At 69.0% G+C, this 13,009-nt stretch carries 13 protein-coding genes and 1 pseudogene; 5 read left to right on the top strand and 9 right to left on the bottom strand.

What is annotated here, in order from left to right; genetic code table 11:
* Positions 1-821: 821 nt before the first annotated feature.
* The 3 genes from ACF07V_RS06695 to ACF07V_RS06685 form a co-directional block, all read right to left on the bottom strand.
* Positions 822-1,235 carry a hypothetical protein gene (locus ACF07V_RS06695; protein ID WP_392151781.1) on the bottom strand — a complete coding sequence of 138 codons (414 nt, stop codon included), beginning with the start codon at positions 1,233-1,235 and terminating at the stop codon, positions 822-824.
* 229 nt (positions 1,236-1,464) lie between these two features.
* Positions 1,465-2,133, bottom strand: coding sequence for a hypothetical protein (locus tag ACF07V_RS06690; RefSeq protein ID WP_392151779.1), 669 nt, complete (start codon positions 2,131-2,133; stop codon positions 1,465-1,467).
* 104 nt (positions 2,134-2,237) lie between these two features.
* The gene (locus tag ACF07V_RS06685; protein WP_392151778.1) at positions 2,238-3,005 is read right to left on the bottom strand and encodes a transposase; all 768 of its coding nucleotides are present in this window, start codon (positions 3,003-3,005) and stop codon (positions 2,238-2,240) included.
* Positions 3,006-3,065: 60 nt separating this feature from the next.
* On the opposite strand from ACF07V_RS06685, the gene ACF07V_RS06680 reads away from it, so the two are divergent.
* Positions 3,066-3,596, top strand: a complete 531-nt coding sequence (locus ACF07V_RS06680) for a hypothetical protein (protein WP_392151777.1) — start codon at positions 3,066-3,068, stop codon at positions 3,594-3,596.
* A gap of 17 nt (positions 3,597-3,613) precedes the next feature.
* Positions 3,614-3,979: a hypothetical protein gene (locus ACF07V_RS06675; protein WP_392151776.1), complete on the top strand. Its 366-nt coding sequence runs from the start codon at positions 3,614-3,616 to the stop codon at positions 3,977-3,979.
* A 214-nt stretch (positions 3,980-4,193) separates the two neighbouring features.
* On the opposite strand, the pseudogene ACF07V_RS06670 reads toward ACF07V_RS06675, so the two are convergent.
* The 6 genes and pseudogenes from ACF07V_RS06670 to ACF07V_RS06645 form a co-directional block, all read right to left on the bottom strand.
* Positions 4,194-4,485, bottom strand: a pseudogene (locus ACF07V_RS06670) (transposase); the annotation flags it as partial.
* Between the two features lie 64 nt (positions 4,486-4,549).
* Positions 4,550-5,017, bottom strand: coding sequence for a hypothetical protein (locus ACF07V_RS06665; protein WP_392151775.1), 468 nt, complete (start codon positions 5,015-5,017; stop codon positions 4,550-4,552).
* A gap of 94 nt (positions 5,018-5,111) precedes the next feature.
* Positions 5,112-5,870: a hypothetical protein gene (locus ACF07V_RS06660; protein ID WP_392151774.1), complete on the bottom strand. Its 759-nt coding sequence runs from the start codon at positions 5,868-5,870 to the stop codon at positions 5,112-5,114.
* A gap of 446 nt (positions 5,871-6,316) precedes the next feature.
* The gene (locus tag ACF07V_RS06655; RefSeq protein WP_392151773.1) at positions 6,317-7,474 is read right to left on the bottom strand and encodes a serine/threonine-protein kinase; all 1,158 of its coding nucleotides are present in this window, start codon (positions 7,472-7,474) and stop codon (positions 6,317-6,319) included.
* A 17-nt stretch (positions 7,475-7,491) separates the two neighbouring features.
* Positions 7,492-8,412, bottom strand: a complete 921-nt coding sequence (locus tag ACF07V_RS06650; RefSeq protein ID WP_392152372.1) for a trypsin-like peptidase domain-containing protein — start codon at positions 8,410-8,412, stop codon at positions 7,492-7,494.
* Positions 8,413-8,442: 30 nt separating this feature from the next.
* Positions 8,443-8,997 (bottom strand): hypothetical protein, encoded by a 555-nt coding sequence (locus tag ACF07V_RS06645; RefSeq protein ID WP_392151772.1) that lies wholly within the window; start codon positions 8,995-8,997, stop codon positions 8,443-8,445.
* 327 nt (positions 8,998-9,324) lie between these two features.
* On the opposite strand from ACF07V_RS06645, the gene ACF07V_RS06640 reads away from it, so the two are divergent.
* From ACF07V_RS06640 to ACF07V_RS06630, 3 genes are all read left to right on the top strand, one after another.
* Positions 9,325-9,714, top strand: a complete 390-nt coding sequence (locus ACF07V_RS06640) for a hypothetical protein (RefSeq protein ID WP_392151771.1) — start codon at positions 9,325-9,327, stop codon at positions 9,712-9,714.
* Positions 9,715-10,090: 376 nt separating this feature from the next.
* On the top strand, positions 10,091-11,791 hold the full coding sequence (locus ACF07V_RS06635; protein ID WP_392151770.1) for a hydrogenase maturation protein: 1,701 nt from the start codon (positions 10,091-10,093) through the stop codon (positions 11,789-11,791).
* A 58-nt stretch (positions 11,792-11,849) separates the two neighbouring features.
* The gene (locus tag ACF07V_RS06630; protein WP_392151769.1) at positions 11,850-12,932 is read left to right on the top strand and encodes a hydrogenase expression protein HypE; all 1,083 of its coding nucleotides are present in this window, start codon (positions 11,850-11,852) and stop codon (positions 12,930-12,932) included.
* Positions 12,933-13,009 lie beyond the last annotated feature (77 nt).

The following is a 13,009-nucleotide window of genomic DNA, read 5'->3' as shown; positions in this document are numbered from 1 at the left end:
TCCCGTGGGCGGAATCAGGGCGCGCCGATACGGCCGACGGGGAACTTTTGCTCCCGCCTCGGCGCTGGCGGTCGGGATTATTGGTCACGGAGGTGATGGTGTGTCAACTGACTTCACATACCGGACCAGTTGCGCGCTAGAACACATGGTGAGTGAAGTCCATTCATCCGCTGGTTCACCCGTCGACGTCGCGATAGTGCGTAAACCGCCCGGTTCTGACCGGCCGAATTCGCCGGAGACCTCCAGGACTGTCGTGAGTGCCGAGAAGGCCGAAGCCTGCGCCGAGAATTCGGAATCGGAGACTCCGGCATGTGCGGCGGAATCCGGAGGCCTCGACCGCCGAGACCTCGCCATCGGCCTCTCGCTGCCGCGGCGGAAGCTCCTCGATCGTCATGCCGGGCCCCGGGGGCGGACACCTCCACGCGGATGCGGCGCCGGACGCGCGAACCGCGCCGACGATCCGGCTGCAGGCCCTGGAAGGCGGTCAGGCCCGGGTCCGTTTGAAGGGCTCACCTGGACGGCCGAGGCTGAGCGACAGGCAAGTGATGAGACCTGAAGGGGTGTTGGGGCGCTGTCGTGGCGAGGCCGGGTAGGCCATGAGACCGCCGCGTGCCAGAAGCTGGGGCCGGGACCAGCTCGGCGGTCCGCTCGTGCTTGTCTGGGACAACCTGCGCGCTCACCTGATGCCGCAGATGAAGTCGTTCATCGAAGCGAACGCCGCCTGGCTGACGGTCTTCCAGCTACCCTCCGACGCTCCCCGACCTCAACCCTCAAAGGGGGCACGGCATCTGGGCACCGGCGCAACGGACTGTCGTGACGATTCAGTGCTGCCCTACTGACTTGGTCCGATGCTGGTAGGGCAAGGTGCATGCGCCGAGAGGCAATCCCTTGGAGAAGAGGTTGACGAAGCCGATAATGAAGACCCACGGGGACATGCCGGCATTCTTCGCCGTGGAGAGTCCACCCGTCGCTGTCACCACCAGGCCGAGGCCTCCGTAGGGAGTGAGAGCCACCGCCGAGGCCCATCCGGGTGAAGGGGGAAGCCATCGCGGGACCCGCCGTCCGCTCAGCCCGGATATCCAGCGTGGGAAGATCTGGCCCCACGGTCGGGTGAGTGCTCTGAGGAGCGTGATAACCAGAAGGACGCCCACGGCGGTGAAATCGATCCCGCGCTCCTCCAGCCGTACAAGAGCCTGGGGAGCCCCGTTCTTGGTGAATTCCTCGGCGATACTCATGCCCACTGGTTTGCCTGCTGTTCCGCCCCGGGCTGAACTCGCCGTCGAGACCCGCAGGTTCTTCCGCCGCCGACAACGCCGGCCCCACATCATCCGCGGCCACTTCGGCGGCCCTCACGTCCGCTACACCCTCGCCCCGTCTCAACGAGGTGTGACCGTTCTCGGCGATGTTTGACCGGTGCCGATGTTGGGCTCGGCCTGAGGTTCAGGCGCGCTGGAGGATCCGGCCCTACCAGGGCTGCTGTGCAGGGGGCGCCGGGGCCTCGGTGGTGACGGGGCCGAGGCCGCTCTCGATCGGGGTGTCCCACTCGATCAGGGCGCCGGGGAACCACGTGACTGGCTTGGTGTCTCCCCGAGTGTTCGCCCAGGCGGCGACTCGTAGGGCGGCCTGCCGGTTGGGCAGCAGGCCGCGTTCACCGGTATCCACTCCGAGGTGGAGCCTGCCCTCCTCGTACAGGTCGTTGCAGAGCCAGGTGTGGAGCAGGCCACAGTCGTAGCCGAGTACCTCCCAGCCGAGCTTGTGCCCGCCCTCGGCCACCTCCCGGGCGGCCTCACCAGCTTCCTGACCGTTGAGGTGGGCCAGCAGCACCGGTTCGTCCGTCCCAGCCGCGCGGATGTCGGCGACGAATCCGCCGACATGCTCAGAGGGCACCAGCAGGGCGTACAGACGTGCGTCCACTGGTAGCTGGAGAGGCAGGCAGGCCGCGCGTGCCTCCTGCGCCGTGCCGAACCAGCAGCCATCATCAGGAAACCGGTCGATCAGGCAGTCGGACGCCGACGTCAGCCGCTCCGTACGGGGGAGCCCCGCGACCGTGGGCCGCTCGGGCACCGCAACGAAGTAGCCGGCGAGCAGCATCTTGCCGGGCACGTCACCGTCGGAAGGAAGACCCTCAATCATGCCCGCACCGTACCTGACCTGCGAGGTCAGACCCTGGTGAGACGGGAGAACCCTCAACGAATGAACCAAATGCGTTTCTGATCAATAGAAGTCGAGCCTCAGCCTCATCTAAGGGCTGTCCCGTAAATGATCTTCAGGTCGCCTCGGGTGTGGTGGACACCGTCGCCTTTGAGGCGGCAGTCGCGGAGGATCTTCCAGATCTTCATCCGGGCGAAGACGTGTTCGACGCGGGCGCGGACCTGCTTGTGGGACTTGTTGTGTTCCTCTTTCCAGTCCGGGAGTTCGCTCTGGCCGCGCTGCCGACGGTGGGGGATGACGAGTCCGGTGCCTGGGTAGCCGCCGTCGGCGATCGTCATGGTCTTGCCGACGGCGGCCTTGGCGCCGGACTCCTCCCATGCCTTGCAGTCGTTGCGGTTTCCGGCGAGCGGCCGGCCGACCACGACGACCAGGCGGGTGTCGGCGTCGATGACGACCTGGTGATTGGTGGAGTACCGGTAGTTCTTCGACCGCTCGGCGACGGTGTGGTCGCGGGTGGGGACCAGGGTGCCGTCCACAATGAGCACGGTGTCCTTCGCGAACCGCTTGCGGGGCTGGAGCGCGAGCATCGGCCCGAGGTGGTCGATGATCCGGTCCGCCGCCGACTTCGACACCCCGAACAGCGGAGCGAGCTGCCGCATGGTCAGGTTCGTTCGCCAGTACGCCGCGACCAGCAGGGCCCGGTCCTCCAGCGGAGGGCTCCACGGCCGGCCCCTGCGGACCACGTCCGCACCCGCACGACGCAGAACCGTCACCAGCATCCCGAAGGCACGCGGGCTCAGCCCGGAGAACGGGGCTATCCAGGACGGCTCCGACGCCGTGATCACACCAGCCACATCACGATCATCTCGCTCATGCGACCACTTCTGCTCAGGCCCGTGGTCGAGAATCCTGCCATGACCGAAGCTGACCGCCACAAGGCATCCACACGTACATTCCTTGCATGCGCAGCCGAAGTGGCTCGCCTGCTGGACCTTGAGACTGCGGCCGACGTACCTGAAGACCGACGTGCGCGGCACCTGGCCGGAGCCACACGAAGACCGCTGCTGGAACGCGCCACCCTGCCCGAGGAGTTCTTCGATCCGCTGATGGCTGCTGCCGTCTACGACCCGGACCCAAGCTTCTGCCGCTGGTTCGTCGAGCCGGCGCTCTACGCATTCGGGCGCCGCAGGGTCATGACAGCCTTGCTCGGCTATCTCCGCACGGGCACGACCGCAGAGATAGCCGGTGCCCGGCGGGCCTGGTACTGCGCACATCTGCCACTACGTGCTGACCGGTCACCGGCCTACGCGCCCAGCGGAAGTCGCGATCCGGCCCTGGACGAAGTGGAGGATGTGGTGGGCCAGTGGCTGGAGTCGTCCAGCACCCAGCAGCGTGATCGCAGTGCCTCAGAGAGCTACCAGGGCTCTCGTCGGCCGTTCTCCTGAGCTGCGACACTCTGCGCGTGAGTTATCCCGCGACAGACCAGCTGTCCTCCGCCGAACGCGCCTTCATGATCAACGCCACCGAGATCGACATCCTCCCCGGTGTCTGGGGCGACCTCGACGAGCCGCTGGTCTCAGGGCCCGCCTCGGCTCTCGTCCCGATCCTCCTTCCTCTCGTCGACAGAGGATGGATCGAAGTGTGCCGGCTCGTTCCCTGGACAGCGCCGGACGGCACTCTCGGAGAGCAACCTGGGCCCCCTATCCCGAGGCAGGACCTTCCCGCGGTCCTGGCGGACGCCGAGGACTGGGAGTACCCGCGATCCGGCACGTGGCTGGGGTGTCTCACACTGACCCTCACCGAAGCGGGACAGGGGATCCCCCGCTGATACTCGGCCTCAACGGCACCCCTCCGCTCTCTGCAAGATCCTCCGCGGCTGCCGTTTCAAGGACGAGGGTGTTCACCATGCCGTGCTCGCCATCGCCCGCCTACACAGCCTCACCCACGCCGGATGAGGCTGAGCGTTGCTGTTCGATCGGCATGTCGTAGATCATTTACGGGACAGCTCTTGGCTCAGCGAGAATCTTTCTCCCCCCGGACCACAGTTTCGGGTTGCGGCCGTAGACCCCGTCGCCGGCAGCCCAGCGCATGCCGTGCCCAGCGTCCAGGAACCGGCGATCACGCGGGCGGCCAGTCCCGGCTTGGTCGCGAAGACGGTGTCCTCGCCCAGACCCGCGGTCCGGGTCACGCGTCCACGAGCGCGGGACGGACGGCTGCCGGTCTACCACCGCATGCCCGTGCAGTCCCCGCGTAGACGAGGTAGACCGCGACCTTGGCGCTTTCGATCCTCCCGGCGGTCCCGGTGTAGTGGCGCTGGACACCGACGGTGCGGGTGGCACCGCCAACCGCGCTGTGGATGCCGTGGGTGGCAGGGTTCGGTCAGTCGTTCTGCCGTAGTTCATGAACCAGTGGGTGTCGAAAAAGCGGCCCATCGTGAACGGGTGGTGCGGGTCGACGAGGATGCGGCAGACGAACTCGGCGCGGCTCGGCAGTCGAAGGTGATGTCCTCACCCTCGAAGACCCGGACCGCCATGGGCCAGCGGTCGGGGTCGTCGCCGTCGGCCCTCCAGCAAGACAGGTTCTCGTGCTCCGTGCCGGCCCAGATGAGCAGGCCGTCCCCCTTGAGACTCGTCCACGGCTCCTGGTTCAGATCCAGGAATCCGTCCAAGGCGCCCTTGCCGGACGTCTCGACCATGCGCTTGTAGTCGCTCGGCAGCTCGGTGCCCAGGCCAGACTCCGTCTCCGCCCAGTCCATGTCCGGCCGCTGGTCGGAATGTGTCCAGCCGGTGATCCGTCTGAGCCGCTCCATCCCGTCGGTGTCCTCGTCCTCGTTCTCGTCCGGAGCGGCACCCAAGGGTCCCGGCACTCGTCGACCGTCGGATCGGCGAGGCCATGGTTCGCGTCGCCGTGCTCGCCGCTCTCACCTTCAGGTCCGTGGAAAGAGGCCCCGCCCGCGCGGCTCACGCGGGCCCCTCGGAGTACGGCAAGAGGGCTGCGCTGCCTTCCATGACGATGCCGTACACATCGTCCGTCGTGAGCTTCTGCTGCGTACGGTCTCCCTCGAAGAACACGACGCGGCGGCGCCGCGACATGTCGGCGAAGCGGGCGATGACTTCCTGGGCGATGTCGGGCAGCATCGCGGCCGGTGCCGAGACGGCGCCGAGAACGCCCTCGAAGGGCCTGCCGGTGTGCGGGTCGAGGAGCAGGCTCCAGACCCCGTTGTCGGCGAGAATCTGCAGGAGGTACGTGTACGTGTTCCAGTGGGCGCCGTCCTGCGAGGCAGCCGGTGACGGGCGCCGGTCGCTCTTGCGCACCACGTTGATCAGGTAGTTGGCGTCCCCCGCAGGGCCGGCCAGGATGTGCAGGCGCCTGGAGCGTCCCCAGGCGCCGGGGACCAGCACGCCCTCGCGTTCCAGGTCGAGCAGCAGGGACTGGACGAGTCCGTCGCGGGTCGAGTCGTCGCTCATGGTGCCGGGGCCGCCCCTGCGGATGTGGAGGAGGGGGGCGTCATCGGGGACGAGGGGGAGGAACTTGGTCACTACGGTGAGGGCTTCGTCCGTCGTCGGGCGGATGGGGCCGTCCCGGACGACGATGACGCCTTCGATGGTGTCGGGATCCATCGGTGTGACGTCGTGGCGTCCGGTGGGCAGTACGGGCGTCGTCAGGAGTCCGCCACCGCAGCCGGCGTTGCCGCAGAAGCCGCCGACCGGTTCTGCCACGTCGACTGGGTCTGTGTACGAGGGCGTCCGCTTCCTCTTCAGACAGTCCCTGCACAGCGTGTAGCGGCACCTCTGGCATTGGAGGCCGATGGGATTCGTGACGTCGATGCGCCCACCCTTGTCGCCATGCAGCACCGTGTGAGTCGAGTACCAGCGGGCGTCGCAGGACGAGCACTCCGTCGTGATCGGCGCCAGCAGCGCGCTCTGCACTTGCATGTCGGTCGGTGGTTCGGGAGAGACGAGCCGTGCCGTGCGGCTTTGGCCCAGGACCGTGAGCGCCACGAACAGCGCGTCGGTGCTTTCCGGATCACGGCGCAGACGGCGCAGGACTTCGTCCAGCGCCGTACGGTGTCGTCTCTCCCTGAGCAGTTCTCCCACCGTGTGCCGCAGGTCCGTGAGGTGCGGGCCTCGTTTCCATTCCGACAGTTCGAACCGCCGCATGGAGTTCACCGCCAATCCGCTAGTTCGGCCGCTTCGGCATGCCGCCCGGCCCTGGTCAGTGCCTGTACGGCGGTCTGCCGTACCGTCGCGAAGAGCGCCGGGGGGAGTGGCGTGGCCAGCAGCCGGTTGAGTTGGTTGATGGCCTCGCCGAGCCGGCCGAGCCGGATCAGCACCTCGGCCAGCGCGAGCGCCCTGCGCTGCTGGTCGATCGGGGCCAGGGGAATCCCGGGGGAGTCGACCGGTGGGCTCTGGACAGCTCTGGCGAGCATCTCGGCGAGCATCCGGAACGACTGAGGGCGCTCTGACAGGTGTTGCTGCAGGCAGCTCGACACGAGGATGCTGATGCCCTCCCCGGGCGGGGTGACGGGTACCTGGGTCGGCTCGAACTGCCCCCAGTAATAGAGCTCCTCCTGACGACGTTCCGGGCCTGGTGACGCGTAGTAGTCCAGCAGTTGCGCCTGCTGGGTGACCGGGTCGGGTGCCAGGGCGAACGGGTAGGGGAGTCTGCCCGTGCAGGCTTCGTAGAGGAGCACGCCGAAGGAGAAGATGTCGGCGCGGGTGTCGCAGGGTTCCCGCCGCAGCACCTCGGGCGCGGCGTACGCCCAGGTGCCGCCCCGCGCGCTCGCGAAGCGTCCGTCCTGGATACGCACCCGCCGGGCCAGGCCGAAGTCGGCGACCTTGGCCTGACCGGTGTCGTCGATGAGTACGTTCGACGGTTTGAGGTCGAGGTGAGCGACCTCGACGATGTCGGACAGGTGAGCCATGCCGGCGCACACCTGCTGGAGGATTCCTGCGAGTCCGGGTCCGTGCCGCAGCCGGATCAGGTCGGTCAGGGTCGAGGGCGCGTAGTCGAAGAGGATGCCCGACCGCCCCCGCACTTCGAGGACGTCGAGCGTGGTGACGGTGTGCCGGTGCGGTTCGAGCGCGAGCAACATGGCGAGTTCGCCGTCGCCGACGAGAGCGTCGGACAGCGGGATCTTGATCGCGCGGCGGCCCCCGCGCTCAAGGTCGTCGACGACAAGGACCCATGCCTGCCCGCCTCGGCGGATCTCCGCCACCGACCAGCGGCCGGACAACACCGCGCCGATGGCGGCGGGTGCTCCCGCGGGCGGTGGCGGTGGTTCGAACGGTCCATCGGCCGTGAGGTCGGTGGTGGGGTCCAACTGAGGGTTCCTCCCTTTCACTCGGGTGCCTCAGGCGTGACGCTCGCATTCGGGTCGAAAAGGTCGGGCGCGGAGAACTCCACCAGCATCGTTCCGCTCGCGACGCTCAGCCGGTCCTTGTCCCCGACGGGACAGGAGTCCCCTTTGGCCAGCCTCAACTGGCGTGTGGCGCCGGCCAGGAACGCGGGGTGGGAGCCCAGGTGCCGGTAGGTCAAGGTCGTACCGATCAGGCTGAGATGGCCGTGGAAGCGGCTGTCGCGGTGGTCCGGCAGGCACACGCGATTGTGTGCGTTGCGGCCGAGCGAGACGGTGAAGTCGTCGGTTTCCAGGATGAGTTCCGTCGCACCTTCGCGCAGCCACGACAACCGGAGGGTGCCATCGGTGAACCGGTTGACCGGTGCGGCGAGACGCAGGCGCTCGGGGGCGAGCGCGACGAGCCGCTCGGCCGGGGCGAGCAGCACGGTGTCGCGGTTCCAGCGCCCCGAGTTGAGGCGCGCCGACACGATGCCGATGACGCTGCCCGTCCCGGTGAGCAGCACCGGTGCGCCGCTCATGCCCGGCTGGGCGTGCCGACAGCTCACCTTCACCCAGGACGTGCCGTCCTGCGCAGTGGCGCCGACGTACTGGCCGACACCGGAGTCGTAGTCGCGGGACGTGGCGAATCCGCGCAGGTGGACCGGGGCGCCGGGGGTGGCGCTCGTATGCGAGGCGAGTGTCATCGGCTTCCAGTCGTCGGCCTCGCGGACGTGGATCAGCGCCACGTCGGTCGCGCTGTCCGACGGCAGGGAGCAGTCGACGGGGAACGAAACTCCGGGAGCGGCGATCGGTTGGAATGTCCATCGCGCGGCCGGGTGCGGCGCAAGGACATGAGCGGCGGTCGCGGCGAGCCCGTCGGCGGTGAGGACGAACGCGGTCCCGACGGGCTCACCGTCGCGCACCAGCCTTCCGACAGTGTCCACTGCGACGCCTCAGTCCGGGAACAGCCGGTTGGCCAGTTCGAGCAGGGGATCCTTGCCGGATCGGCCCGCGGCCGACAGCTGTTCCGTGTCCGACCCGCTCCCGGGGGCGCGGGTCGCCTGGACCGCCGCCGCCAGTCTGTGGCCGTTGAGAGCCGCAGTGGCGTTGGCGTCCGCACGGGATTCGGCTGCTTCGGTACGGGCAGTCAGGTCCGCCACCCGCTGCCGCTGAATCGTCGTACCGAACAAGGCGCCGATGGCCGCGAACGCGACGGCCTCGACGGACCCGAGGACGACGAGCAGACGTGACCAGGTGACGTCGCTCGCGTCGGCGTTGAAGGCCAGCCAGGCGAGGAGCCCGAGCCACAGCGCGATGACCGTGACCGCGACGACGAGCGCTGTCCCGGCGAGCGACGCGCCCGCCGCCGCATCCCTCGGCTCTTCGCCCGCTGCCGCATCCCTCGGCCCTTCGCCCGCCGCCGCATCCCTCGGCGCCTCGCCCGCCGCCGCTGCTGCGTCCCTCGTCTCCTCGCCCGCCTCGTCACCCGTACTCTCGATTACAGGCACAAGCCCCCCTCTGATGCCGCAGCTGCCCGAACCCGCCTCGCCGTAAGGGAGTTGGCCGTACGACCGCTGACCGCTCTCCCTGTCGTTCCCTCTACCCCATCGGGTCCTCCCTGTCCCCTGGGGCACCCTGTTGCTGTCTGGTCGTCACGATGGCGCTCAAGTAGCCTGCCGTGAATGAGCCCTTCGCGGAGCGGGAACTCGGAGAATCAGGCCATCCAGTTCGTGGGGACCGAGAAGCAGCCCCAAGCCACCTACCACGTCTACCGCGGTCCGGACCGGGCACAGGCCCTGGCGTTCCTCCGGCAGACCCCGGTCAGAGAGCCTCATGTGTACGTCGTCGTCGAGACGCCGCAGGGCAATGTCGGCCGCGACCTGATCTACCTCTTCGAAGAGGGCGACGGACAGCTGATCGAGTTCGGTGCACGTACGCAGTCGGAAGACCCCGTGCCGTCGGCCACGCACTGCGCCTGGTGCGGGTTCTACGTCGTTCCGTTCGTTCTGCCCCCGGAGGCACGTCTCGCCTCGACTCTGAGCGTGTATCTGACCATTGACGAGGCGCGGGAGAACGGGCACGGACTGCGCTGCCACCACTGTTCCCTTCTCCAGTGCACCTTCTGCGCCGATTTCGTCGAGTCCGGTGACGGCGGGCCGACACCCCACTGTCACGCGTGCGGTCAGGAGCTGAAAGACCTCGTGAAGGTGTCTCCGTCCGCGTAGCCGGCACGGGCATCAGGAGTCGCCGAGAGTTCCTCCAGGAGTGAGGGGACGCTGACCGTGCTCGTGCGGGCCACCCTCTCGGAGTACCTCGCCTCACGCCTCGTGCGCTGATCGGGGCGGCCGACAGGGCGTCTGCCGGGAGAAAACCCGTCAGACGCCCCTTTTCGTGCCTCTCATGGTCGGCTCGGCGACGAGAGGCGCCCCGTACGGCGTGGCGCTTCTTCGGGCCCGCCAATCGGTCGGACGCGCAGCTCGAACGGGTGAGGTGCGGGCGCCGTCACGCCGCTGCCCGGCGCGTGCCGACCGATGATCGCAGGCGGTTGGCGGACCGCGGTTCCCAGGGCCGCACCGTCCATCGCACGCGGAAAGGCCGCCCATGCGCATCCTGCTCGTCGCCAGCAGCTTCAACAGCCTCACCCAGCGCGTCCTGGTCGAGCTGCGTGACCGCGGGCACACCGTTCCCGTGGAGGTCACCCTCGACGGGGCTGCCGTGCGCGAGGCCGTCGCGCGCCATGCGCCCGATCTGGTCGTGGCCCCCATGCTGAAGGCCGTCGTGCCCCGCGATGTGTGGACGGCGCACCTTTGTCTGATCGTGCACCCGGGGCCCGTGGGCGACCGGGGCCCGTCCTCGCTGGACCACGCGATCCACGACGGGGTCGAGGAGTGGGGCGTGACCGTCCTCCAGGCCGACGAGGAGATGGACGCGGGCGACGTCTGGGCCTCCGCGACGTTCCGCGTCCCGGAGGTCGGCAAGAGCGATCTGTACCGCAACGAGCTGTCCGACGCCGCCGTGGCCGCCGTGCTCCTCGCCGTCGAGAGGGTCGCCGCCGGGGCGACCCCACGTCCGCAGACCGGCGAGATCCGCGCCCGTCCCGCGCTCCGGCAGGAGGAGCGTCGGATCGCGTGGGGCGAGGACACCACCGAGACCGTTCTGCGCACCCTGCGGGCCGCCGACTCGCAGCCCGGTGTGCCGGACCGGCTGCTGGGCGCCGAGTGGTTCCTGCACGGCGGCCACGCGGAGGACGGTCTGCGCGGGCGGCCCGGTGCCCTCCTCGCCACCCGGGCGGGCGCGGTCTGCCGGGCCACCGTGGACGGCGCCGTGTGGATCCCCGAGCTCCGCGCCCGCACCGGCCCCGGCAGGCCGCGTGCCTGCAAGCTCCCCGCCGCCCTGGCCCTCGCCGGCCGGTTGCCGCAGCTCCCCGAAGTGCCGCCACCCACCGACCCGGCGCCAGGTCGGCGGACCTGGTCCGACATCCGGTACCGCGAGCTGGGGCCGGTCGGCGTCCTGTCCTTCGCGTTCCCCGGCGGGGCGATGAGCACCGACCAGTGTCGCCGCCTGCTCGACGCGTACGAGACCGCCCGCGGGCGCCCCACCTCCGTCCTGGTGCTCGGCGGGCAGCGCGACTTCTTCTCCAACGGCATCCATCTGAACGTCATCGAGGCCGCCGCCGACCCCGCCGCCGAGTCCTGGGCCAACATCAATGCCATGAACGACCTGGTCGAGGCGGTTCTCACCACGACCGACCGGCTCGTCGTGAGCGCGATCGGCGGCAACGCCGCCGCCGGCGGGGTGATGCTCGCCCTCGCCGCGGACGAGGTCTGGTGCCGTTCGGGCTCGGTGCTCAATCCGCACTACCGCCGCATGGGCCTGTACGGATCGGAGTACTGGACCCGCACCCTGCCCGGGAAGGTGGGCGAGGCCCTGGCCGCCCGCCTCACCGAAGAGGCCCGACCGGTGTCCGCGGCGGCATCCCTGGACATGGGTCTGGTCGACCGGGTCGTCGACTGCGGACCCGGGGAGTTCGCCACCGAGGTCACCCGATTGGCCCTCCAGCTGGCATCGAGTGGTGGTCTTCAGCCGCGGATCGCGGCGAAGAAGGCGGAGCACGAGCGGCAGGAGTCCGTCGCTCCCCTTGCGGCCCATCGTGAGCAAGAGCTTTCCCGGATGCGGACGATCTTCGACGATCCCGCCGCGAGCTACCACGCACGCCGCCGGGCGTTCGTCCGGAAGGAGGTTCCGCGGGCGCCGCTCCCGAACGGCCCGGGTGCGGGCGCGGCCGGATCGGCCGACTGTTGAGCAAGACCCAGGCCCGACACGAGGCCTTCGCCCATCCCTCCTCAGGAGGCGACCACCCATGAGCGCAGTGAAGCCGGCCCCGGTCGAGGACCGGGGTGCCGCACCCGGCAGCGAAGAGAAGCCGATCCACATCCTCTGGATCAACGCGGGTCTGAGCTGCGACGGCGACTCGGTGGCCCTGACCGCCGCCATGCAGCCCAGCATCGAGGAGATCGCCCTCGCGGGGCTGCCAGGGCTGCCCAGGATCGCGGTCCACTGGCCACTGATCGACTTCGAGTGCGGTCCGGTGGGCGGCGCCGACACGTTCATCGAGTGGTTCTTCAAGGGTGAGCGGGGCGAGATCGACCCGTTCGTGCTGGTCGTCGAGGGATCGATCCCGAACGAGGCCATCAAGCAGGAGGGCTACTGGTGCGGCTTCGGCGACGACCCGGAGACCGGTCAGCCCATCACCACCAGCGAATGGATCGACCGGCTGGCGCCCAAGGCCCTCGCGGTGGTCGCGATCGGCACCTGTGCCACGTACGGCGGCATCCACGCCATGGCGGGGAACCCGACCGGTGCGATGGGTCTACCGGACTATCTGGGCTGGGACTGGAAGTCGCACGCCGGGATCCCCATCGTGTGCGTGCCGGGCTGCCCCATCCAGCCGGACAACTTCGCGGAGACGCTGACCTACCTGCTCTATCAGGCGGTCGGCTCCGCGCCCATGATCCCGCTGGACGACAAGCTCCGTCCGACCTGGCTGTTCGGGGCGACCGTGCACGAGGGCTGCGACCGGGCCGGCTACTACGAGCAGGGCGAGTTCGCCTCGACGTACGACTCGCCCAAGTGCCTGGTCAAGCTCGGCTGCTGGGGCCCCGTCGTCAAGTGCAACGTCCCCAAGCGCGGCTGGATCAACGGTGTCGGCGGCTGTCCGAACGTCGGCGGCATCTGCATCGCGTGCACGATGCCCGGATTCCCGGACAAGTTCATGCCGTTCATGGACGAACCTCCCGGCGGCAAGGTCTCCAGCACCGCCAGCGGCGTGTACGGCTCCGTCATCCGCCGCCTGCGGAACATCACGGCCAAGACCGTGGACAAGGAACCGAAGTGGCGGCACACCGGCGAGCGCATCACCACCGGCTACCGGCCGCCCTGGTGACCGGGACGCCCTCGCTCCACCCCTGCAGCACCCCCCATCCATCCCACTGTTCGTGTAGTCGAAGAGTTGACGAAGGG

Origin of the sequence: Streptomyces sp. NPDC015661, from assembly GCF_043077765.1 — a bacterium.
Classification (GTDB): domain Bacteria; phylum Actinomycetota; class Actinomycetes; order Streptomycetales; family Streptomycetaceae; genus Streptomyces.
Note: the sequence above shows the minus strand (reverse complement) of the source record. Positions and strands in the feature narration are given on the sequence as shown.

Excerpts from the sequence above, each read along its gene's own strand:
- ACF07V_RS06635 (WP_392151770.1), top strand. The coding sequence starts at position 10,091 with ATGCGCATCCTGCTCGTCGCCAGCAGCTTCAACAGCCTCACCCAGCGC.
- ACF07V_RS06680 (WP_392151777.1), top strand. The coding sequence starts at position 3,066 with ATGACCGAAGCTGACCGCCACAAGGCATCCACACGTACATTCCTTGCA.
- ACF07V_RS06630 (WP_392151769.1), top strand. The coding sequence starts at position 11,850 with ATGAGCGCAGTGAAGCCGGCCCCGGTCGAGGACCGGGGTGCCGCACCC.
- ACF07V_RS06695 (WP_392151781.1), bottom strand. The coding sequence starts at position 1,235 with ATGAGTATCGCCGAGGAATTCACCAAGAACGGGGCTCCCCAGGCTCTT.
- ACF07V_RS06690 (WP_392151779.1), bottom strand. The coding sequence starts at position 2,133 with ATGATTGAGGGTCTTCCTTCCGACGGTGACGTGCCCGGCAAGATGCTG.